19 protein-coding genes are annotated in these 20669 nt (G+C 61.2%); all 19 read right to left on the reverse strand.

The genetic code is table 11. The features are described from left to right. Positions 1–224: 224 nt before the first annotated feature. On the reverse strand, positions 225–491 hold the full coding sequence (locus tag CAF63_RS00780; RefSeq protein WP_085683006.1) for a hypothetical protein: 267 nt from the start codon (positions 489–491) through the stop codon (positions 225–227). Next, a complete protein-coding gene (locus CAF63_RS00785) occupies positions 488–1780 on the reverse strand; it encodes a motility associated factor glycosyltransferase family protein (protein ID WP_085683007.1) in 1293 nt (430 codons plus the stop codon). The genes CAF63_RS00780 and CAF63_RS00785 overlap by 4 nt, the downstream gene beginning before the upstream one ends. 86 nt (positions 1781–1866) lie before the next feature. Then, positions 1867–2793 carry a ketoacyl-ACP synthase III gene (locus tag CAF63_RS00790; RefSeq protein ID WP_085683008.1) on the reverse strand — a complete coding sequence of 309 codons (927 nt, stop codon included), beginning with the start codon at positions 2791–2793 and terminating at the stop codon, positions 1867–1869. A 226-nt stretch (positions 2794–3019) separates the two neighbouring features. Next, entirely contained in the window at positions 3020–4072 is a 1053-nt protein-coding gene (gene pseI / locus CAF63_RS00795) for a pseudaminic acid synthase (protein WP_085683009.1), read from the reverse strand. After that, complete coding sequence (pseG, locus tag CAF63_RS00800) at positions 4069–5571, reverse strand: UDP-2,4-diacetamido-2,4,6-trideoxy-beta-L-altropyranose hydrolase (protein ID WP_085683010.1); 1503 nt, start codon at positions 5569–5571, stop codon at positions 4069–4071. The genes pseI and pseG overlap by 4 nt, the downstream gene beginning before the upstream one ends. Beyond that, complete coding sequence (gene pseF / locus CAF63_RS00805; protein WP_085683011.1) at positions 5568–6263, reverse strand: pseudaminic acid cytidylyltransferase; 696 nt, start codon at positions 6261–6263, stop codon at positions 5568–5570. The genes pseG and pseF overlap by 4 nt, the downstream gene beginning before the upstream one ends. Beyond that, the gene (locus CAF63_RS00810; RefSeq protein WP_085683012.1) at positions 6260–6880 is read right to left on the reverse strand and encodes a pseudaminic acid biosynthesis-associated methylase; all 621 of its coding nucleotides are present in this window, start codon (positions 6878–6880) and stop codon (positions 6260–6262) included. The genes pseF and CAF63_RS00810 overlap by 4 nt, the downstream gene beginning before the upstream one ends. Before the next feature lie 31 nt (positions 6881–6911). Then, positions 6912–8069 (reverse strand): UDP-4-amino-4,6-dideoxy-N-acetyl-beta-L-altrosamine transaminase, encoded by a 1158-nt coding sequence (gene pseC, locus CAF63_RS00815; RefSeq protein WP_085683013.1) that lies wholly within the window; start codon positions 8067–8069, stop codon positions 6912–6914. After that, positions 8066–9067 (reverse strand): UDP-N-acetylglucosamine 4,6-dehydratase (inverting), encoded by a 1002-nt coding sequence (pseB, locus tag CAF63_RS00820; RefSeq protein ID WP_011333032.1) that lies wholly within the window; start codon positions 9065–9067, stop codon positions 8066–8068. The genes pseC and pseB overlap by 4 nt, the downstream gene beginning before the upstream one ends. A 25-nt stretch (positions 9068–9092) precedes the next feature. Next, a complete protein-coding gene (locus CAF63_RS00825) occupies positions 9093–12008 on the reverse strand; it encodes a TIGR00180 family glycosyltransferase (protein WP_085683014.1) in 2916 nt (971 codons plus the stop codon). Positions 12009–12063: 55 nt separating this feature from the next. Continuing rightward, positions 12064–12801 (reverse strand): cephalosporin hydroxylase family protein, encoded by a 738-nt coding sequence (locus CAF63_RS00830; protein ID WP_007958324.1) that lies wholly within the window; start codon positions 12799–12801, stop codon positions 12064–12066. Positions 12802–12818: 17 nt separating this feature from the next. Next, complete coding sequence (locus CAF63_RS00835; RefSeq protein WP_085683015.1) at positions 12819–13892, reverse strand: class I SAM-dependent methyltransferase; 1074 nt, start codon at positions 13890–13892, stop codon at positions 12819–12821. Further along, positions 13889–14740, reverse strand: coding sequence for an NAD(P)-dependent oxidoreductase (locus CAF63_RS00840; RefSeq protein WP_085683016.1), 852 nt, complete (start codon positions 14738–14740; stop codon positions 13889–13891). Before CAF63_RS00840 ends, CAF63_RS00835 begins: the two co-directional genes overlap by 4 nt. Next, entirely contained in the window at positions 14737–15963 is a 1227-nt protein-coding gene (locus CAF63_RS00845) for a class I SAM-dependent methyltransferase (RefSeq protein ID WP_085683017.1), read from the reverse strand. Before CAF63_RS00845 ends, CAF63_RS00840 begins: the two co-directional genes overlap by 4 nt. Continuing rightward, positions 15960–16520: a dTDP-4-dehydrorhamnose 3,5-epimerase gene (gene rfbC, locus CAF63_RS00850; RefSeq protein ID WP_085683018.1), complete on the reverse strand. Its 561-nt coding sequence runs from the start codon at positions 16518–16520 to the stop codon at positions 15960–15962. Before rfbC ends, CAF63_RS00845 begins: the two co-directional genes overlap by 4 nt. Beyond that, positions 16517–17599, reverse strand: coding sequence for a CDP-glucose 4,6-dehydratase (gene rfbG, locus CAF63_RS00855; RefSeq protein ID WP_085683019.1), 1083 nt, complete (start codon positions 17597–17599; stop codon positions 16517–16519). The genes rfbC and rfbG overlap by 4 nt, the downstream gene beginning before the upstream one ends. After that, positions 17581–18354, reverse strand: a complete 774-nt coding sequence (gene rfbF, locus CAF63_RS00860) for a glucose-1-phosphate cytidylyltransferase (RefSeq protein ID WP_085683020.1) — start codon at positions 18352–18354, stop codon at positions 17581–17583. Before rfbF ends, rfbG begins: the two co-directional genes overlap by 19 nt. A 245-nt stretch (positions 18355–18599) precedes the next feature. After that, positions 18600–20285, reverse strand: coding sequence for a calcium-binding protein (locus CAF63_RS00865; protein WP_256574472.1), 1686 nt, complete (start codon positions 20283–20285; stop codon positions 18600–18602). A gap of 25 nt (positions 20286–20310) precedes the next feature. Then, entirely contained in the window at positions 20311–20574 is a 264-nt protein-coding gene (locus tag CAF63_RS28920; protein WP_256574473.1) for a hypothetical protein, read from the reverse strand. Positions 20575–20669: the final 95 nt, after the last annotated feature.

Here is a 20669-nt window from a genome sequence, read left to right on the forward strand (position 1 = left end):
GGGTACTGCGGCTTCCGGCCCTGGCAACCGCCGGGTATGGCCTAGAGAACCTTCGTAATAGTTATCGTCGGGTTTGCAGGTTGCTTGAGGGCTTTTTTGAAAAAATTTGCCATCAACCTGCCACCCCCAAGAAAACAAAGACTTAGCAGCACTTTACCTTCGAAAAAATGACGTCATAAAACCGTCCGTGGCGCAAACCTGCGGGCCAGCGCCTTCGTCCCTCTTCAAGCAGACGGTTCTTCCAGCAATTGAATCAGCTCGTACTCCATGAAATCGGCAAGGCCCAACCAATCCTGACGCTCCTGACACTCGAGCATTTGAGTGAGCAACTGCGCCCAGGCCAACTGTGTCGGCGCGCCGGCCGACACCAACGACTGCTGGGCGCCCTCGAACACATCGACCATGGCCAACGCAGCCTCGACATCACGCCCCAACCGAAACAGGCCGGCGCATTGGCGGCATTCCTCTACCCATTTTTTCAGCGCAGTCATTGCACGAACTCCTGATTGAACGTGGTCCCGGCAATGTGCGCCCCTGCGCGGCTGCTGTTGAAAAAAGCCACCTGCGGCTGTCCGGCGATGTATCGCTCCAGCACGCACAGATAGCCGCGAAAATTGAGCTGGGTACTGACGCGCTGGCCATACCCGTCACGCACCCAGTGCCGCGCCTGATTCACCGACGGCCCAAGGTCCCCGTCGTTCCAGCCGGCATGGGTCTTGTTCATCGGGAAGGCAAAATCGGCGCCGAACAGCGTGATGCGCGCAGCGCCCATCTTCACCGCCAGGTCCACGGCCGGATGAATCACACTGCCGCCCACATGCAACAGCGCCCTCGGATGCTGCTCACGCAATGCCGCATAGACCGGACTTGCCGAGTAACCGCCATAACGCTTGCCCTTCCAGGCTCTCAGCACCTCGGGATCACTCATTGGCAGATACACCAGCGGGATGCCGGCGGACTCCTCGAATGGCAAATGCCGAAAGCTGATGCGCTGATCGATGCTCACCACATAGTCGGGCACGATCCCATGCTCGCGCAGCGGCCGGTACGCGGTATCGACACAAATAAACAACGGACGCTCGGCCCGCTCGCGAATCGCCGCCAGACGTTCGAAATGCTGCTCGAGTGTCGGCCCGGTGCCGATCACATAAATCTCCCGACCGGCACAGGTTCCGAACAGCGTCGCCACATCGTCGTCAGCGAGCAATACCGGCAAGCAATCCTGCAGACGCTGCTGAATGAACGGTGACTGCGGATCGAACTCACGGTTGTTGAAGCTCAGGTGCACCTCGCTGACCAGCCGATCACGGATCTTTGCGTTGAAGTCATCGGCCAATAGCATCTCGGCAGGCAATGCGAAGAACGGCGTGCAGATGTCGGGCAGGTCGCCGGCGTAGAGCAATTCAACTCGCGGATCCTGCAGCCACTCCCGCTGATCGAGCAGTTGCAGCACCAGAGCGAACAGCGCGCCGTTGAGGATGTGTACATACAAGCGCTCAAGCCCGGCGCGCTCCAGCAACACCGTGGGCAAATCCCCGAGGCCGGTGCCGTAGACATGCAGCTGCGGCTTGTCCGTTGGCAGGCTGGCAGCCTGTATCTGCGCTTCGCGGACACGGTCATGCCGGCTGGTAAGCTGAATGCCGCCGATGCTCAGGGTCGAGCCCAACCCTTGCGTAAGCTCGGCCTCGATCGCCGAACTGTCTTCGTTCAGCAATCGTGCGAACAGCGCCGGCCAGCGTCGTCCGATGACTTCAGCGTTGGCCTGGAAAAACTCGCTCATGGCGCCTCGCGCTCCCTTCAGGCAAAAAAATAGCGTTCAAGGTTAACCCTTGAACGCTATTTTTGTATTCGTCGTTTTTAGCGGATTCAAGGACGATAAATAATCGCCGAACCCCACGACAGACCAACACCGAAACCGCTCAGTGCCACACGATTCCAGGTGGAATCCAGCGCGTGCTTCTCCAGCAACAGCGGGATACTCGAGGAAACAGTGTTACCGGTCTCGACCATGTCCTTGATGAACTTCTCCGGCTCGCCTTCGAAGCGTCGGGCCACGGCGTCGACAATCGCCGCGCTGCCCTGGTGGATGCAGAAGGCGTCGATGTCATCGGCCTTCAGGCCAGAATCATCGAGCAATTCATGCAAGTGCGCCGGCACTTTGAGCAGCGCAAAGTTGAACACCTGACGGCCATTCATGAAGAACACGCCATCGGTCACTTTCAGGTGCGGTGCGCCGGAACCGTCGGTGCCGAACTTGGCCTTGCCCAGCGCCCAGACCGGGTCTTCACCCATCCAGGTCGCGGTGGCGGCGTCGCCGAACAGCATGGTGGTGTTGCGATCTTCCGGATCAACGATCTTCGAATACGGGTCAGCGGTGATCAGCAGACCGTTCTTCAGGCCGGCGGCTTCCATGAAACCCTTGATCGCGTAGATGCCGTAGACATAGCCGGAACAGCCCAGGGAAATGTCGAACGCCGCGACATTGGTCGGCAGGCCGAGCTTGTCCTGGACGATGGCCGCGGTGTGCGGCAGGCCTTCTTCGTCACCGTTCTGGGTGACGACGATCAGCGCATCGATGGATTCACGTTTCAGATCCGGATTGCTGGCAAACAGCGCATTGGCCGCTTCAACGCACAAATCGGAGGTTTCCTGTTCCGCGTCTTTACGTGGCAGGAAGGCCGAACCGATCTTGCCGAGGATGAATTCTTCATCCTTCTCGAATTTTGCACCTTGTGCGTAATTGTCCACGCCGGCTACAGGAACGTAGCTCGCAATGCTTTTTATGCCAATCATTACGGCTTCCCAATAATAAACAGCCCAATACCACCGCTCGCAAGGATTCGAGGGGCGCCGACAAACAGAAAACGGCCGCCACAACGGGCAGCCACGGGGAGCGCGAAGGGCTATCACTGGAACCGAAAACGGGCCAGGCGCCATCTCCCCGGTCATTACAATACAGTGAAGATGCGCGTTATGACTCGCAGGTCACGCTATTTTGCCGAATCGGCGACAGATCGGGTCATTCGATCAAAGACCAGTCCAGCGGCGTACCGCGTTTGATCGACTGGCGCGCACGGCGCCCGAGGACGGCATCGGTGTGCTTGGGCGGCAGACCGAGACCGGGACGAATGGCGCGCAGGTTGGCCGCCGTGAAGGGTTCACCAGCCGCCATATCGGCCGTGACGTACAGCGACCGGCGGTAAACCAGCGACTTTTCCTCAGCCTCGGTCACGCCGTAATGCACCAGGCCCATCGCCTGCCAGGCGCGCTCGGTCTCGACCACCAGGCTGGCCAGTTCCGCCGGTTCCAGCGAGAAACTGGCGTCCACCCCACCGGCTGAACGGTCGAGGGTGAAGTGTTTTTCCACTACCGTCGCGCCCAGCGCCACCGCCGCCACCGACACGCCGACGCCCATCGAATGGTCTGACAGCCCCACCTCACAACCGAACAGATCACGCAGATGCGGGATCGTGCGCACGTTGCTGTTGATCGGGGTCGCCGGGTAGGTGCTGGTGCATTTGAGCAGCACCAGATCCTTGCACCCGGCCTCGCGGGCAGCGTGCACGGTTTCGTCGAGTTCGGCGATGCTGGCCATGCCGGTGGAAATGATCAGCGGCTTGCCGGTCGCGGCCACGCGGCGAATCAGCGGCAGGTCGGTGTTCTCGAAACTGGCGATCTTGTACGCCGGCACTTCAAGGCTTTCGAGAAAGTCCACGGCGCTGTCATCGAACGGCGTCGAAAACGCGAGCATGCCCAACTCCCTGGCCCGGGCGAAGATCGGCGCATGCCATTCCCAGGGCGTGTGGGCCTTTTCATACAGGTCGTAGAGCGAAGTACCGGCCCACAGACTGTTCGGATCCTTGATGAAGAACTCGCCTTCCGCCAGATCCAGGGTCATGGTTTGGGCAGTGTAGGTTTGCAGTTTCAAGGCATGCGCACCGGCCTTTGCCGCCGCTTCGACAATCTGCAAGGCGACGTCCAGCGACTGGTTATGGTTGCCGCTCATTTCAGCGATGATGAACGGCGGCGCATCGGCACCGATCTGGCGGTTGCCGATCTTGAAACTGCTCATTGACTGGATTCCTTCAAAACCTTGCTGAACGCGCAGGCACTCTGGGTGAACCCGGCGTCACGAAAAACATTCATCGAGGGCCGATTGGCCGGCAACACCTGGGCGGTGATGGCGGTCATCTGCGGCCAGTGCGCGGATACAAAAGCTTCACCCTGCGCCAGCAGCGCCCTGCCCCAACCCAGACCGAAACGCCCCTCGAGCAGATACAGCGAAACCTCTGCCTCAAAGCCGCGCAGATCGTAGCGCAGGACGCCGACCGGGCCGTCATCCGCCTCGGCCACCAGCAGCAACCGCTGAGGATTGCGCAGGCTCGCGCCCAGCCAGTTCACATGTTGCGTCCAGTCAATCGCCCCGCTGTCCAGTGACCAGCGGCGCACCGCCTCTGCATTGCGCCCCTCGAACAGCAACTGCGCGTCATCCGGCGTCGCCAGACGCAACTTGAGCACCGCACCGGCCAGTGCCGCCGCCACCCGCAGCGCACCGCGCCCGTCGACCAGTTGCCGCGAACGCTCAGCCAGGCTCTGTCGCAGATAAAAGTTGCCCACGACAAAGCCGATGGCATCGCGCAGTTGCTCGACACTGACCTGCTCCCGCGCGCCCATGAACACATGCGCCCCGGCCGCCGCCATCACTTCGCCGTTGGCCTGTTGGTTGTTCGACACCGCAATGCAGATCGTCGGCAGGCCCAGGGCCGCGCGTTCCCAACTGGTGCCGCCGCCGGCGCCGATAAACAGGTCGGCCTCGGTCATGCGTCGATGAAAATCGCTGACGAAACTGTGCAGGCGCCAGTGTGGCCGCGTTTCGGCCAGCGCCTGCATCTTTGCCCAGGCCGGGTTGTCGGCACCGGCGACGAAATCCACTTCAAGCCCGGAAAAATCCGCCAGCGCCAGCATCGCGTGATGAGTCTGGCGCGCCGCATCAAAGCCGCCGAAATTCACCAGCACCCGACGCGCCACAGACTTGATCTCGATGACCGGACCACAGAACTCTTCGCGCAACATGGCAAAGCGCGGACCGAGCAGCGTTCGGCATCCGGCCGGCAGCAGCGGCTGATAGTTTTCGCTGAGCCCGGAGAGGTTCTGATTGAGCAACAGGTCCACGCTGTAGCATCGGGTCGCCAAATCGTCGACGGCGGCGATCCGTGGTGCGAAGCGACGAGCTGCGGTCTGCCAGTGATGGTCGAGGCCGTAGTGATCGGCGATGACCCAGTCAAACTCAGGCTGCCCTTCCAGCTGCGTCGCCAGTGCATCGATATCCGCCTGCCACGGCAGCATCGATTCGATGGCCTGCTCCGGGTCTTCACCGACATAGCGATCCGGCAACGCGAAGGTCTCGAAGCCTTCGCTCTGCAACGCATCAAGCCGATGCCCCGGCAAACGACGACAGGCGAACGCGACATGACTGCCTTGCGTGCGCAGCACTCGCGCCAGTGTCAGGCATCGCGCGATGTGGCCGCTGCCGATGGTCGGCGAGGCGTCGGCGCGGATCAGCACTCTCATTGCAGCTCTCCACCAGCCTTGAGGGCGGCGTAAAGGTATTCGGCACGCTTCCAGTCTTCGACGGTATCGATGTCCTGCACCAGATGCCGGGGCAGGATCACCGGCAGACTGGCCGACGAATACAGCACCTCGCCACCCAGCCAGGCCTCGCTACGGCCCCAATAGAACTGGCCGGCATCCTGAAAGGCAGCCGGCAGATCCTGCGAACGGGTATTGCGAAATTCGGGATACATCGCTGTCAGCGCGCCCTGCCCGTCGAGGGTCAGGGCGCGCTGCACCGGAAAGCCGAAATCGGTAACCGAAAAAGCGAAGGACTTGTCCGGATGCTGCGCCAGCAACTCAAAGCCCTGACGCAGAAACCGCGCCTGCAATAGCGGCGCCGTGGCGTACACACAGCAGGCGTAATCGAAAGCCGGCAGTTGTTGCAACGCATGCACGATCACTGCCGCAGTGCCGGTGAAATCATCGGCCAGTTCCGCCGGACGCATGAACGGCACTTGAGCACCGCTGGCCCGCGCCACGTCCGCGATTTCTTCGTCATCGGTGCTGACCACCACTTGCTCGAACAACCCTGAATCGAGGGCCGTGCGGATCGAACGGACAATCATCGGCACACCGTCGAACGGCTTGAGATTCTTGCGCGGAATGCGTTTGCTGCCCCCGCGGGCCGGGATGATTGCGACGTTGTTCAAGGACGTTTTTCCAGCAGGAACCAGGTGATGTCGTCCACCGGAAATTGCGGATCGCGGTGATAACCGAAGCCGTAGTCCAGCAGTTGCAAATCCGGATAGCGATCGAGCATTTCCCCGGCGAAATCACGCTTGAACAGCTTGCCGCTGTTACCGCGATAGGACACCTCCACCGGCGAGGGGTTGTAGTACTCGGCGATCAGGATGTAGCGCGAGCTCAACTCATACAACTGCGCATACGCTGTCGCCAACAGCTCCGGCGCCAGATGGATCAGCACGCCTTTGCTCAGGGTCAGGTCGTATTGGCGCTCACGAGGAAAGTCGAACAGCGAGCCGTGCCAGATGTTCGCAATCTCCAGCGCACGCGCCTGGGCGCAGGCACTGGCATTGATTTCGACCCCGAACAGCTCGCAGCGTGGCAGCAACTGACGCAGCGCCTGCAAGTTGTTGCCGGCGTTGGTGCCCAGTTCCATCAGGCTGTCGATCCGCCCGGCCCGTGACAGCGCCTTGGCGAACAACGCCAGATTGGCCGCCACCAGTGGCTGGCCGACGTTGCGGTCAACGTACTGGTTGCCGAACTCGCCCTGCCAGAATTGTTCCTGCTCGCTCAGATCACGCATTACCGTTTTCCATCCACCGCCGCGGCGGCAATCATTCAGTCAACCGACGCAATTGCTCGACCACGTAGTCCTGCTGCTGATCGCTCAGCAACGGGAACAGCGGCAGGCTGATCGCTTCGGCGTAATAACGCTCGGCTTCGGGGAAGTCCCCCTCGGCGAAACCCAGGTCACGATAATACGGCTGCAGATGCACCGGAATGTAGTGCAGGTTCACGCCGATGCCGGCGGCACGCAAGCCTTCGAACACCTGACGGTGGCTGAGGCTGATGCGCTCGGTCTGCAAACGCACCACGTAAAGATGCCAGGCCGATTCGGCCTCCGGCTGGAGGCTCGGCACGGTGACCGGCAAGTACGCCAGCAAGCGGTCGTATCGCGCGGCCAGCTCCCGGCGACGGGCGATGAAGTCGTCCAGTTTGCTCAGCTGCGACAGACCCAGCGCGGCTTGCAGATCGGTGATCCGGTAATTGAATCCCAGCTCGACCTGCTGGTAATACCACGGGCCATGGCTGGGCTCGGTCATCTGCTGCGGATCGCGGGTCATGCCGTGGCTGCGCAGGCGTTGCAGACGCTCGGCCAGTTCCGGGCGATTGGTCAGCACCATGCCGCCCTCGCCGCTGGTGATGATCTTCACCGGGTGGAAGCTGAACACGGTCATCGCGGCAAATTCACCGCAACCCACCGGGCGCCCGGCATAGCTTGCGCCGACCGCGTGGGACGCATCTTCGATCACGGTAAAGTTGTAGCGCTCGGCCAGTTCGGCGATTCGTCGCATGTCGCAGCTCTGCCCGGAGAACGCCACCGCCACCAGCACTTTGGGCAGCGTACCGTCGCGTTCGGCAGCATCGAGTTTGTTCGCCAGAACTTCGGCATCGAGGTTCCAGGTCAGCGGATCGATGTCCACGAAATCCACGTCGGCACCGCAATAACGGCCGCAGTTGGCCGACGCGAGAAAGGTATTAGGCGTGGTCCACAAGCGGTCGCCTGCGCCGAGCCCCGCCGCCAGACAGGCAATGTGCAGCGCCGCCGTGGCGTTGCACACCGCCACGGCGAAATCGGCCTGACAACGCTCGGCCACCGCCTGCTCGAAGCGTTCGATGGTCGGGCCCTGGGTCAACCAGTCGGACTGCAACACCTCGACGACCGCGTCGATGTCCGTCTGGTCGAGGCTCTGCCGACCGTAGGGAATCATACCGACAGCTTCGCGTGCAGGTCGGCGATCTGCCCCACCGAGAGGAAGTGCGGGTTGGTGTCGGAGCGGTACTCGAAATCTTCGCCGACCGGCACGCCACGTTCACCGAGTTTGTCCTCGGCAAAATCCACGTCGACGCTGGTAAAACGAATCGACGGCTGGATCGTGTAGTGATCGGCGAACTCCAGGGTCATCCGCGCATCGTCCAGCGGCACCATCAGCTCGTGCAGTTTCTCGCCGGGACGGATGCCGACGTTCTTGTGCGGCAGGTGCTCGGCCATTCCCCGCGCGAGATCGACCACGCGGATCGACGGGATCTTCGGCACGAACACTTCACCGCCGTGCATCCGCGCAAAGCTGTCGAGCACGAATTGCACGCCGTGATCGAGGGTGATCCAGAAGCGGGTCATGCGCTCGTCGGTGATCGGCAGCTCCGTCGCGCCATCGGCGATCAGCTGGCTGAAAAACGGCACCACTGAGCCGCGCGAACCCGCCACGTTGCCGTAGCGCACCACGGCAAAACGCGTCTGCTGTTCGCCAGCGATGTTGTTGGCGGCAACGAACAACTTGTCCGACAGCAACTTGGTGGCGCCGTACAGGTTGATCGGGCTCGCGGCCTTGTCGGTGGACAGCGCGACGACTTTCTTCACGCCGTTGTCGATGGCGGCAGCGATGATGTTTTCCGCGCCGTTGACGTTGGTGCGGATGCATTCGGTCGGGTTGTACTCCGCCGCCGGCACCTGCTTCAACGCCGCGGCATGCACCACGTAATCAATGCCGCGCATGGCCTGACGCAGACGATCGGCGTCGCGCACGTCACCGAGAAAGTAACGCATGCACGGCGCGTTGAACGTCTGCTGCATTTCGTATTGCTTGAGCTCATCCCGCGAGAAGACCACCACGCGCTTGGGCTGGTATTGCTCGAGCAGGCGCGCGATGAACTTGCGCCCGAACGAGCCGGTGCCGCCGGAGATGAAAATCGATTTTCCGTTGAACATGTCTTGAGTCCCGTTCCCTGTCGACCTAGGCGATCAACTGTGCCCAGTTCAGCGAAGCACTGTCGTTCAGAACAAAGCCTTTGCCGATCAGGCTCAGGTTGGCGTTGTAGGCCTGATCCCCGGCGAAAGTCGCCGCCCATTTTTCCTGCAATGCAGCCAGTGCCTGGCTTGCCTGATCGATCTCGCCCTGATGGATGACTTGCACCGATGGCGTCCAGACGGTCAGGTAACCGGCCTGGCCGGCCTTCAGGCACAGGTCGACATCGCTGAAGCCGGCAGCGAACGTGCTGTCGTCCAGACCGCCCAGAGCCTCGAACAATTCTTTGCGCACCATCAGGCATACGCTCGAAACCGCCGAGTAGTTCTGATCTACGGACAACCGGTACAGATAGCCTTCGGCATCGTGTTTCTCGCCGACGAATGCCGAACCGACGCCACCGTTCATGCCCAGGATCAGGCCGGCCTGGCTGACCTTGCCGTCGCGGTCGACCAGTTTCGGGCCAACTACGCCGACTTCCGGACGCAGGGCATGGTTGAGCAGCGAGTCGAGCCAGTTCGGATTGACCACTTCGGCGTCCGCCGCCAACAGCACCAGGAACTCGCCCTGAGCTTGCTGGCTGGCCGCGTTGCACAGTGCGGGCGTGCTGAGCGATTGATCGGCACGCAGCACACTGACTTTCGGATGCTGATAAGTCCCGAGCCAGTCATTGACCTCGGCCGATTGAGAAGCCTTGGTTGCAATCAGGATTTCGTACTTGTGATAACGGGTGCGCAACAGCACACCTTCCAGGCAACGTTGCAGAGCAGGCAGATCGTCCCCGGCCGCTATAACGATCGACACCAGAGGACGATCGCTGTGGTGATAATCGATCTGGTAAACACCCGGCAGCGCCGACGTGACCTTGGCTTTGTAACCGCGGTTGCCTAGATGACGCAGCAATGCCAGACGCTCATGGGCGTTCTCTTCCAGCTGCGGTGCCTGAGTGATCAGCAGCGGTTCATCGAGGTGCGCCAGGCAGTTCAGGCCACCTTGCTCAATGATGCGCAGTAGCAGGTCGAACTCCAGCGCCTTGCTGAAATCGGCGCGGTAGCCGTCGACTTCCAGCAGCACTTCACGCCGGACCAGCCAGTGCCGCGCCATCAGGCCCGGCAGGCTCAGCAACAGGTCGAGATTGAAGCCCGGACGGAACACGTCCATCAGCGCACCGTTTTCCCGTCGCTGGATCTCGTCCGTGGAAACGGCATTGATGCCGTCGGCATTCATCAACTCCAGGCTGGCGCGCAAGAGGCCGCCGGCGGTGAACTCATCCCCCGCTTCGGCCAGAAGCAACCAGTCGCAAGGCGACTGACGAGCGCTCTGGTTAAGCTTGTCGACAAGGTTGTCCGGCGTAACACGGACAAAGTGCAGGGTGTTCTGCGCAGTGGTCGCTGCCGGGGCTTCACCAGTGGTGAACACGACAATGCGGAACGCCTTGGATTGACCTTCGAGCAGGCTGTCGAGGCTGACCTGCAACTTGTCGATATCGTTATCCATGTCCACCAGGAAGATGCCGAACTGCGGGCCACCACCGTTGGCGGCCAGGTGTTCGGTAATCGACGCGATCTGCCCGGCATCCGCCTGACGCGACGCCAGCCATTTGAGCAGACGCCCGGACTGCATCTTGTCAAACACCTGCTGATGGTCGGCGACGGTCAACGCTTCCATGCGGGCGATCCAGTCACGCATCGTCTGCGCTTCGTCATCCTCGCCAGACAGTTCCAGTTGCACCGCCAGGCGTTTGGCGACGGTGCGGTTGAACGCGTTGAGGTCGTGGGCCTGCCACAGACGGTCGAGCACACTTTCAGGGGTATCGTTGTTGCGCGCCTCGATCAGATGCGCCTGACGGGTCCACACCCCTTCAAGACCTTCCAGTTGAATGCGGCCGGCCGGCATCGCGTGCAGCATGAATTCAAACTGCGCGAGGCGATCAAAGAACGCCTGGTTGTAGAACGGCATTTCGACGTACTGCAGAGGTCCGAAACGGCGATCCGGACGCTTGAGTTCCTGGTTCCAGGTGGACTGGATAATCAGCTCTGCCGTCAGGGCCCGATTGGTTTGAAGGCTGTCGACCATCGCCTCGAAACTTTTAAGGGCAAAGGCCTTGCCCTGCTCTGCATTCAGATCCTTGATACCAGTCGGCAATCCCGCCAGAAACTCGGCGAAGGCTTCGCGCTCGGCCACTGATTTAGGATCGATGTAAGTCAGCGAGTGGTACACCTCGGTGCTGTGCTCGGAGTTGCCATAGTTGATCTCCCGCACCACGTACGGTATCGGCAGGATCCGTGCCTTGGCACTGGCCAGCAGGAAGTAAACATGGCCGATTTCCTGCCACTGGAAACTGGTGCCCGGCGGCAATGCCGAATGCCAGGTTTTCATCAGGTCGGTACGGGTCACCGCATAGAACGGCGGGATGTACTGACTCATGTAGTCCAGGACCCGATCCTGCGCCCGCTCGGACGCATAGTCCTCCTGCACTTTCTTGTCGCGACGGTAGTAGCTCACGCCACCGGCCAGTGTCAGGTACATCAGGCAGTAGCCGTGGCACATGCCGTAGTCGCGATTCGCTTCCAGGAAGCCCACCGACTCGGCGAGCGAATCGTGCAGGATGAAGTCGTCATCGGCTGCCAGCACCATGTATGGCGTGGTCAGTTGCTCCACGCCATAGGCCAGTTTGGCCTGCATGCCCCAATAGGCGAATTGCGGCACGTGGTGGTAATCGACCGAAGAAAAATCGCCTTCAGGCCGCTCGGCGGTGGAGTCCAGCACCATGATTCTGCAGGGCAGGCTGCCGTAGTACTTGACCGCCCGACGCAGGAACGCCGGACGATTGTGCGTAATCAGCACCACGGTCAACAGCTCGTTGAGCGGTAGCGTCAATTCAGAACCGAACTTGCCTTGCATAACTTCTCTCCACAACCGGCGACTCGCCGAGACAACGCTTTTGTGATGTTGCGAATTAACGAACGCGACGCAGATAGCCGTCCGGCGCCACGGTGATCAGCAGCTTGTTCTGCAACTGAACATCGATCTCGAAATCCTTGTTCTCTTCCAGGTATTTCCACACGGCGGTCTTCGGGTTGTCGCCCGGGCCCCATGGACGATCCGGGAAGAAGTCGGCCGGCATGTCTTCAACCACGGTGTCCATCACCACGCAGTAGCTGTCGACCGACACCAGTGGCGCATAGAGGCGCAGCTCTTCGAGCACGTGGTCGTGGGTGTGGTTGGAATCGAGTACCAGAATGACTTTCTTGCCTTCGGCTGCCGCGCGTACCTGGGCAGCGATGGCCGGGTCGATGCTCGAACCTTCGATCATCTTGATGCGCTTGCTCATCGGATGGCTTTCGATGGCTTCGCGGTTGTGCGGGCGGATGTCCAGGTCAATGCCCAGCACTTCGCCGTGACCCTGCAGCTCCAGCAACGAGGCGTAGTAGATGATCGAACCGCCGTGGGCGATGCCGCACTCGATAACCAGATCCGGCTTCACCTGCCAGATGATTTCCTGCATCGCCATCATGTCTTGTGGCAGCTGGATGATCGGACGGCCCATCCACGAGAAGTGGTAGCTGTACTTGTGCTTGGCCGATTCGTTGAAGAAATCCCGGGCCAGGCCGGTGAGTTTCTGGTCGTCACCCTGTTGGGCGATCTGCTCGCGGCATTCGGCTTCGAAAGCTTTGTTGATGCTGTTGTCGGTCATTTTCAAAATCTCAAGGGTCACTGGAACGAAGCACTGTCGACGGCGTGATAGACGTAGCGTCCACCGGTCATCCGCTTGATCTCTTCGAGGTAATTGGAATTCATCACAAACAGGTTGGCGCCCTCGGGCAAAGCGTCCATCGCCTCTTGCGGCGAGGACACCCGGGCGCCGCTCAGGGGCAGGTAACGCCCCTGTTTGGCCGGGTTGATATCGACCACCCGGTCCACCGCCACGCCGGCGCGTTGCAGGAACAGCGAATAGATCACGCCTTTGGACGAGGCGCCCCAGATCGCCGAACCTTGCTCGGGCGCGCCCAGGATGATCTGCACCGCGCGCTCGAGGCTGGCAGTGAAATCGTCCGGCAATGCCAGGCGCGGCACCGGTTGTTCGGGGGTCAGGCGCAGCGTGGCAAGGTCAGCGACGATGTACAGGTATTGGCCACCGAACAGGTGACCGGCCTCGTGCACGGTGCCGAACATCCGGCGCAGGTCGTCGAGGCGGAAGTAATTGACGTGCTCGTAGAACAGGTCGAACCAGGCGCGGTGTTCGAGGATCCAGTCGAAGCACGGCACTTCGATGTAGATCTGCCCACCGCCCTGATTGGCTTCGGCGATCACCGCCAGAAAGCTCAGCGGATCCTGGATGTGTTCCAGCACGTGACGCAGCACGATGGCGTCCGCTTCCAGGCCCAGACCACGGGTGAACGGGGCCTTGATCACGTCGGCGTTCTCGCCTTCGTAGGCCGGGTCGATGCCGGTGATGCGGTAGCCCAGGCCTTTGAGCAGCTCGAGGAAATAACCTTTGCCGCAGCCGACTTCGATCAGCTCCTGACCCTTGAAGTGCCGGGCAATGATGCCTTCGACATCGCTCAGGTGTTTCTGGAACTGGCCGGAATGGGCCTGCTCGTTCTGGTAGTCGGCGTCGTAGCTGAGTTTGTCGGCATCGAACGCTGCATTGAAGATCAGCCCGCTGCGCTCATCCTGCACCAGCAGCATGTCGGCGCTGGCCGATGCCTTCGCCGATTCGGGATCGGCAAAGGTGCGGTTCTGCAGCACTGGCAGGTCGGTGACCCGATACAATTCGTGCCTCATTGCGGCTCTCCCAATAACTGTTGCAAGCGCTCGGTCACCGCCCAGAACGCCAGCGGTTCGTGGGTCGGATACGGGTAATGGCCGAGGTTCAGACCGATGCTCGCGCCGCGCTCACGCAGGCGCTGTTCGACCAGCGCCCGCACCGAAACCGGCAGGCCGCTGGCGCAGTTGATCGTGCCGTCGAAATCGCGTTTGTGCAGGATCGCGACGAGATGACCGGCAGCGGTTTCAATCGGCAGAAAATCGCGCAACTGTTCACCGGCCGACATGTTGAACGTCGCATCGCCAGCATCGATTGCCCAGTCCAGCGCGGCCAACAGACTGTTGGGGTTCTGCCCGGCGCCGTGCAGATAGAACAGCCGCGCCCATTGCAGGGTGAACGAATGCTCCTGCTGCAGATTTTGCAGAAACAGGTGCAGGGTGTGCTTGGCCAGACCGTAAGGATTGGCCGGCTGCGCGTCGTTCTGTTCGCTCAACGGGCCACTCTGCATGCCGTATTCGAAGCAGGTGCCGGTCACCAGCACCTGCTGCACGCCCGCCTCTACCGCGCCTTTGATGAAGCGATAGTCGGCCATCAGGTTGTGCTCGAAATGGAACAGCGCCCGATAGTTCGGCAACCCCGGCCAGGCCAGGTGCGCGAGCGCATCGACACCCTCGGTCAGCGCTGCGACATTCAGATCCGCCGCGTGAATATCCGTGCTCACGAACTCGACGTCCTTGATCCACGGCATGTCCGCGGCTTTCTGCGCGTCGCGTGCCACCGCCCGCACCGTGCAGCCACGGGCCAGCAACGCTGCGACCAGATGACGACCGACGAAGCCCGTGGCTCCGGTGACTAGAACTTTCACAGCACGCTCAACTCAGGCACGGCAATCACGAAGCGACCGTCCCACTGACGCACCTGAGCCAGTTGCTGACTGACTTCATGCAGCAGGTTCCACGGCAGCACCAGCACGTAATCCGGCTTCTCGATATCGATCTGCGCCGGCGCGACAATCGGGATGCGGCTGCCCGGCAAAAACTTGCCCTGCTTGTGCGGGTTCGCGTCGGCGACCCAGGCCAGCAGATCCGGCTTGACCCCGGCGTAGTTGAGCAAGGTGTTGCCCTTGGCCGCAGCGCCGTAGCCGACCACACGCTTGCCATCGGCCTTGGCCTGCAACAGGAAGCGCAGCAGGTCATGCTTGATACGTTCGGCAGCCGGCGCCAGCGTCGCGTAGTACTCGGCGGTTTTCACCCCGGCGTCGAGCTCGGCCTGCAACTGTTGTTGCACGGCCGGCTGTACGGCCCGGCGTTCGCCGTCCTTGCGCTGGACGAACACCCGCAGCGATCCGCCATGGGTGGTCAACTGGCTGACGTCGAACACTTCCAGACCATTGCGCTCGCACAGCGTTTGTACGGAGGTCAACGACAGGTACGAATAGTGTTCGTGATACAGCGTGTCGAACTGCGCGCCGGCCATCAGCGTCAGCAATTGCGGGAATTCGAAAGTGGCGACACCGGTCGGTTTGAGCAGCGTGGCGAAACCACCGAGGAAATCGTTGATGTCCGGCACATGGGCCAGCACGTTGTTGGCGGCCATCAGGTCGGCGCCCCAGCCTTCGCTTTTCAGCTGTGCGGCGGTATCGCGACCGAAGAACAGTTCACGGATCTCCAGGCCTTTTTCCCGTGCCGCTTGCGCGGTGCTGCGGGTCGGCTCGACACCCAGGCACTGGATGCCGCGACCGGCCACGTATTGCAGCAGGTAGCCGTCGTTGGCGGCGACTTCCACCACGCGGCTGTCGGCGGTCAGGCCGAAGCGCTCGACCATCGCGGCCACATAACGCTCGGCGTGGGCCAGCCAGGTGCTGGAGAACGAACTGAAGTAGGCGTACTCGGCGTCGAACAGGCTGTCGGCAGAGGTGTAATCCTCGGTCTGCACCAGCCAGCATTGCTCGCACACGGCAACCTTCAGCGGCACCCATTGTTCGGCCTGCTCCAGCCGATTGGCATGCACATAGGCGTTGGACGGTGGCGAGGTGCCGAGGTCGATCAGCGGCAGGCTCAGCGGTGCGGCGCACCCACGGCAGTTCATAGACGCACTCCAGCAAAGTGTTGATCGAGCGCGGGATGGCTGGAATCACGCGCTGACAAATTATTGACAGGCAACGGCCAGGCGATCGCCAGCCGTGGGTCGTTCACTGACAGTCCGCCCTCGTGCTCCGGCGCGTAATCGGCGCTGTGCAGGTAAAGCAACTCGGCATCCTCAGTGAGGGTCTGGAAACCGTGGGCGAAGCCGGCCGGAATCAGCAGGCTGCGACCGTCGCCGGCCTTCAGGTGCTCGGCGTGCCAGCGCAGGAAGGTTTCGGAATCCGGGCGCAGGTCCACCGCCACGTCCCACACTTCACCGCGCAGGCAGGTGATCAACTTGGCTTCCGGGGCGTTGGCGTTCTGGTAATGCAGACCGCGCACGCTGCCCTTCTCGCGGGTGCAGGAATGGTTGATCTGGCGGATGTGAAATTCACTGCCGAACGCCTTCAGGCTGCCCTCGCAGAACAGGCGGGCGAAGTGCCCGCGCTGATCTTCGAAGCGTTTGTGCTGAACGCTGAACAACCCTGCCAGCGGTAACTGTTTCAAGGAAAACTCGCTCACAGCGCGCCCCGGTACAGGTTCAGTTGGCCGAGGGTCACGGTGCGCATGTCGTCGCCGTTCTGCCATGCCAGATGCCAGTCGAGGGTCTGGGTCAGGCATTGCTGCAACGACCAGCGCGGTTGCCAGCCCAGCACCTGACGGGCGCGGCTGCTGTCCAGGCGCAGCAGGCCGGCTTCGTGCAGGTCACTCTTTTCAATGCGCAGGCCACGGGCCTGAGGCCAGCGGTGGGCGAGCAGTTTGACCACTTCGCCGACGCTGCACATGTCCGCTTCACCTGGGCCGAAGTTCCACGCCCCAGCGTATTCCGGGCCATCTTCATAGAGGCCGGCAGCCAGTTGCAGATAACCGGCCAGCGGTTCCAGCGCGTGTTGCCACGGGCGCACGGCTTGCGGGTAACGCAGGGTCACCGGTTCGTCGGCCGACCAGGCTTTCAGTACGTCGGGAATCAGGCGTTCAGGGGCGAAATCACCGCCGCCCAACACGTTGCCGGCTCGCGCAGTGGCCAGGGCCAGACCGTGCTCGGCGTACTTGTCGGCCGGGAAGAACGATGCCGCATAAGACTGCGCCAGCAACTCGCAGCAGGCCTTGCTGCTGCTGTAAGGATCGTGGCCACCGAGGGCTTCGTCCTCGCGGTACGGCCACAGCCATTCCTTGTTGGCGTAGACCTTGTCGGTGGTCACCAGCACGCAGGCCCGCACACAACCGACCTGACGAATCGCTTCGAGCAGGTTCAGAGTGCCCATGACGTTGCTGGAATAGGTGCCGAGCGGATCGCGATAGCCTTCGCGCACCAGCGGCTGGGCTGCCAGGTGCAGGACGATCTCCGGCTCGGTGTCGGCGATGATCTCGAGCAAGGCGCCGAGGTCACGCAGGTCGCCACGCTGATCGTTGATGCCTTCGCTCACGCGCGCCAGTTCGAACAGGCTCGGCTCGGTCGACGGATCGAGGGAAAAACCGCTGACTTGCGCGCCGAGGCTTTGCAGCCACAGGGTCAGCCAGCTGCCCTTGAAACCGGTGTGACCGGTGACCAGAACCCGCTTGCCGCGCCAGAACTCCGGACTCAGACCCATTGCTTCCATGGGGCCTCCCCGCTCTGCCACAGCGCTTCGAGATGGTTCTTGTCGCGCAGGGTGTCCATCGGATGCCAGAAGCCTTCGTGCTCGAAGGCTTTCAGTTGTTCGTCCTGGGCCAACTGAGCCAGCGGCTCGGCTTCCCAGGTGGTTTCGTCGCCGGCGATATAAGACAGCACTTTTGGCGACAGCACGAAGAAGCCGCCATTGATCCAGCCGCCGTCGCCGCGCGGTTTTTCGGTGAAGCCGAGCACCTGATCGCCATGCCGCTCAAGGGCGCCATAGCGGCCCGGCGGCTGCACGGCGGTGACGGTTGCCAGACGGCCATGACCTTTGTGGTAGTCGACCAGTTGAGCGATGTTGATGTCGGAGACGCCGTCGCCGTAGGTGAAGCAGAACGCCTCTTCGTCCTTGAGGTAACGGCCGGCACGCAGCAGACGGCCACCGGTCATGGTTTCCTCGCCGGTGTCGATCAGGGTGACACTCCACGGCTCGCTGTAGTTCTGGTGCACGTCCATGCGGTTGTTGCGCATGTCGAACGTGACGTCGGAGGTGTGCAGGAAGTAGTTGGCGAAGAAGTCCTTGATCGCGTAGCCCTTGTAGCCAAGGCAGATCACGAAATCGTGGATTCCGTGGGCGGAATACTGCTTCATGATGTGCCAGAGAATTGGCTTGCCGCCGATCTCGATCATTGGCTTGGGCTTGAGGTGCGACTCTTCACTGATGCGCGTGCCGAGGCCACCCGCCAAAATAACTGCCTTCATCGTCTCCCCTCTTCTGCGTCACAGGGCTCGGCCTCGCCATTGCGGGCCATTGCGGCTGAACCTTTGCCAGTCCGGGCGCAGGTCAATGACCGCGAGCGCTCGTTTTATGGCGATTTGAGGGGGACTTGCAGGAAACGCGCCAGCTCCGCCAGCCCTGCGTCGGCGGGAACTCCGGGCATGAAAAAGGGATGAGTCCGTTGCCGGGCTCATCCCTTTCACCAAGCTGTTTCAATCAATCGGGCGGATCAGCCAAACATCGCAAATCCGTCGACCGTGGCCGGCAGGTCGTAGACCTGACCGTCAGCGGTCTGCATATGCTCGATGTTGTTGTACCCGGCGTACCAGCCCTGCAGTTTCACACCGCTGTCGGGAACGCCGGTGCTGCCGTCGTTGGCGCCATGCAGATAGGCGTCGTCACCGATGCGGGTGACGTTCAACTGACTGATATTGGCGATGGTGTTCAGGATCAGGGTGTCATTGATATCCCAGCCCTCGTCCTGAATCGATACCAGCCCGGTGGTGTTCACCACGTAGGTGTCATCACCCGTACCGCCATAGGCACTGCCGCCAGAATGCAACTGACCGGCAAGATTGAGGATCAGCAGATCATTACCCTCATCGCCGGTCAGCAGGTAGTTGCGCTCTGCGCCCGTCAGGACATCGTTACCCGCCCCGCCGCGAGCATCCCCGCCGAACACTGTAATGGTGTCATTACCCTCGTCGCCACTGGCGAGGGTGTTCGTATCATGGGAATCGCTGATGATGACGTCGTCACCGGCGCCCCCCGACAACAAATCGGAGTTATAGCCTTGCTCATCGAGACCGGACGCCAGACCGCCATAAATGTGGTCGTTACCATCCCCACCAAAAATGAAGTCGAAGCCAGCGCCACCCTCAAGGATGTTGTCACCCGAGTCACCGTACAGGTGATCACCAAACCGGCTGCCGCGCAGGCCTTCGATATCGATAAAGGTGTCACCGAGGGCGATGCCGGTTTGCATGCTCCAGTTCAAAACAGCGTACAACCCTTCAGTGCTGTCGTCGTAGCTGACGATGTCGATACCCGCACCACCTTCGAAGCGATCCGCACCTGCACCACCTGACAGGACGTCATTGCCGGCACCGGAGATGATGGTGTTTTCCAGGTCGTTACCATACCCGGTGAAGTCTGCAGTACCGGTATAAGTCATGTTCTCGACGAACGCTGCCATATGCATCGACGACACGCTGGTGTTCAGTTGATCGGTGCCGCCGGGGAAATTCTCCTCGACGATGATCACGCCCTCGCTGTTGATCGTGTAAACGTCATCGCCCGCCCCACCCACCAGGGTCAGACCGCCGACGTTGGCGGTGAGATGGTCGCGGAACCAGGTGCCGATGACCTTCTCCACATTCAGCAGTCTGGCGTCAGTTGTTCCACCGCCATTGCCGATCTGGATGTCGACCCCGTCAAAGGCGTTGAGATAACTCACGGTGTCATAACCATCGGCGCCATCGACGATCATCGCACCATCAAACAGGTACAGGGTGTCGTCGAAGTTTGAACCCTGAATCGCTTCAATGCTGGTGAAGCTATCGCCATAGGCGATGCTCGAGCCGTCGTTGGTCCAGTCAGAAATCTTCACACCTTCAAGGCTGTCGCTATAACTGACGGTATCGAAGCCTTCGCCACCCACGAAGTGATCAGCGCCGGCGCCGCCCCACAGCCAGTCGTTGCCGGTGCCACCGATGATCTCGTTGTCGCTGGCATTGCCGTAACCCTTGAAGTCGCCCGTGCCGGTAAAGGTCAGCTTCTCGATGAACGGGTCCATCTTGATGGTATTGAGACTGGTGCGCAGCTCGTCGTAGCCGAGATAGTTTTCCTCGATGATCGTTACACCTTCGCTGCCGACGATATACACATCGTCACCGGCACTGCCTTCCAGCGTCACGCCGGCCACATTGCTGGTGAAGGTGTCATTTTGAAAAGTGCCCCACGCCGATCAGCGTATCGACCTTGCCGTCAGCGGCAGTGACGGTCGTCGAGGTATCGTTGAACTCGACGCTCACCCCCGAGGACAAGGCGTAATAATTCGCCGTATCAAACCCTTCACCGCCATCCAGCAGATCATTGCCCGCACTTGCCAGCAACACATCGTCCGACTCCATTCCATAGAGTTCGTCATTGCCATCGGTGCCCGACAGGACATCTGCCTCACTCGTTCCATTCACTACTGACATTTGCGTCTTCCTTGCGTTGTTGTTGAATCGGGAAACCTGCCTCACGGGCACAAGCCGATCACGCCAGCAGCAACCGTCCGAGGTCAGCGAATAGA

The organism is Pseudomonas sp. B20(2017), assembly GCF_002113125.1.
In the GTDB taxonomy this organism is placed as follows: Bacteria; Pseudomonadota; Gammaproteobacteria; order Pseudomonadales; family Pseudomonadaceae; genus Aquipseudomonas.

Coding starts and splice junctions, on each gene's coding strand:
- CAF63_RS00810 (WP_085683012.1), bottom strand. CDS start 6,880: ATGCGTGATCTGAGCGAGCAGGAACAATTCTGGCAGGGCGAGTTCGGC.
- pseC (WP_085683013.1), bottom strand. CDS start 8,069: ATGATTCCCTACGGTCGGCAGAGCCTCGACCAGACGGACATCGACGCG.
- rfbF (WP_085683020.1), bottom strand. CDS start 18,354: ATGAAGGCAGTTATTTTGGCGGGTGGCCTCGGCACGCGCATCAGTGAA.
- CAF63_RS00790 (WP_085683008.1), bottom strand. CDS start 2,793: ATGATTGGCATAAAAAGCATTGCGAGCTACGTTCCTGTAGCCGGCGTG.
- CAF63_RS00845 (WP_085683017.1), bottom strand. CDS start 15,963: ATGAACTGCCGTGGGTGCGCCGCACCGCTGAGCCTGCCGCTGATCGAC.
- CAF63_RS00780 (WP_085683006.1), bottom strand. CDS start 491: ATGACTGCGCTGAAAAAATGGGTAGAGGAATGCCGCCAATGCGCCGGC.
- CAF63_RS00785 (WP_085683007.1), bottom strand. CDS start 1,780: ATGAGCGAGTTTTTCCAGGCCAACGCTGAAGTCATCGGACGACGCTGG.
- pseG (WP_085683010.1), bottom strand. CDS start 5,571: ATGAGAGTGCTGATCCGCGCCGACGCCTCGCCGACCATCGGCAGCGGC.
- CAF63_RS00825 (WP_085683014.1), bottom strand. CDS start 12,008: ATGCAAGGCAAGTTCGGTTCTGAATTGACGCTACCGCTCAACGAGCTG.
- CAF63_RS00830 (WP_007958324.1), bottom strand. CDS start 12,801: ATGACCGACAACAGCATCAACAAAGCTTTCGAAGCCGAATGCCGCGAG.
- CAF63_RS28920 (WP_256574473.1), bottom strand. CDS start 20,574: ATGTCAGTAGTGAATGGAACGAGTGAGGCAGATGTCCTGTCGGGCACC.
- pseB (WP_011333032.1), bottom strand. CDS start 9,067: ATGTTCAACGGAAAATCGATTTTCATCTCCGGCGGCACCGGCTCGTTC.
- pseI (WP_085683009.1), bottom strand. CDS start 4,072: ATGAGCAGTTTCAAGATCGGCAACCGCCAGATCGGTGCCGATGCGCCG.
- rfbG (WP_085683019.1), bottom strand. CDS start 17,599: ATGGAAGCAATGGGTCTGAGTCCGGAGTTCTGGCGCGGCAAGCGGGTT.
- CAF63_RS00835 (WP_085683015.1), bottom strand. CDS start 13,892: ATGAGGCACGAATTGTATCGGGTCACCGACCTGCCAGTGCTGCAGAAC.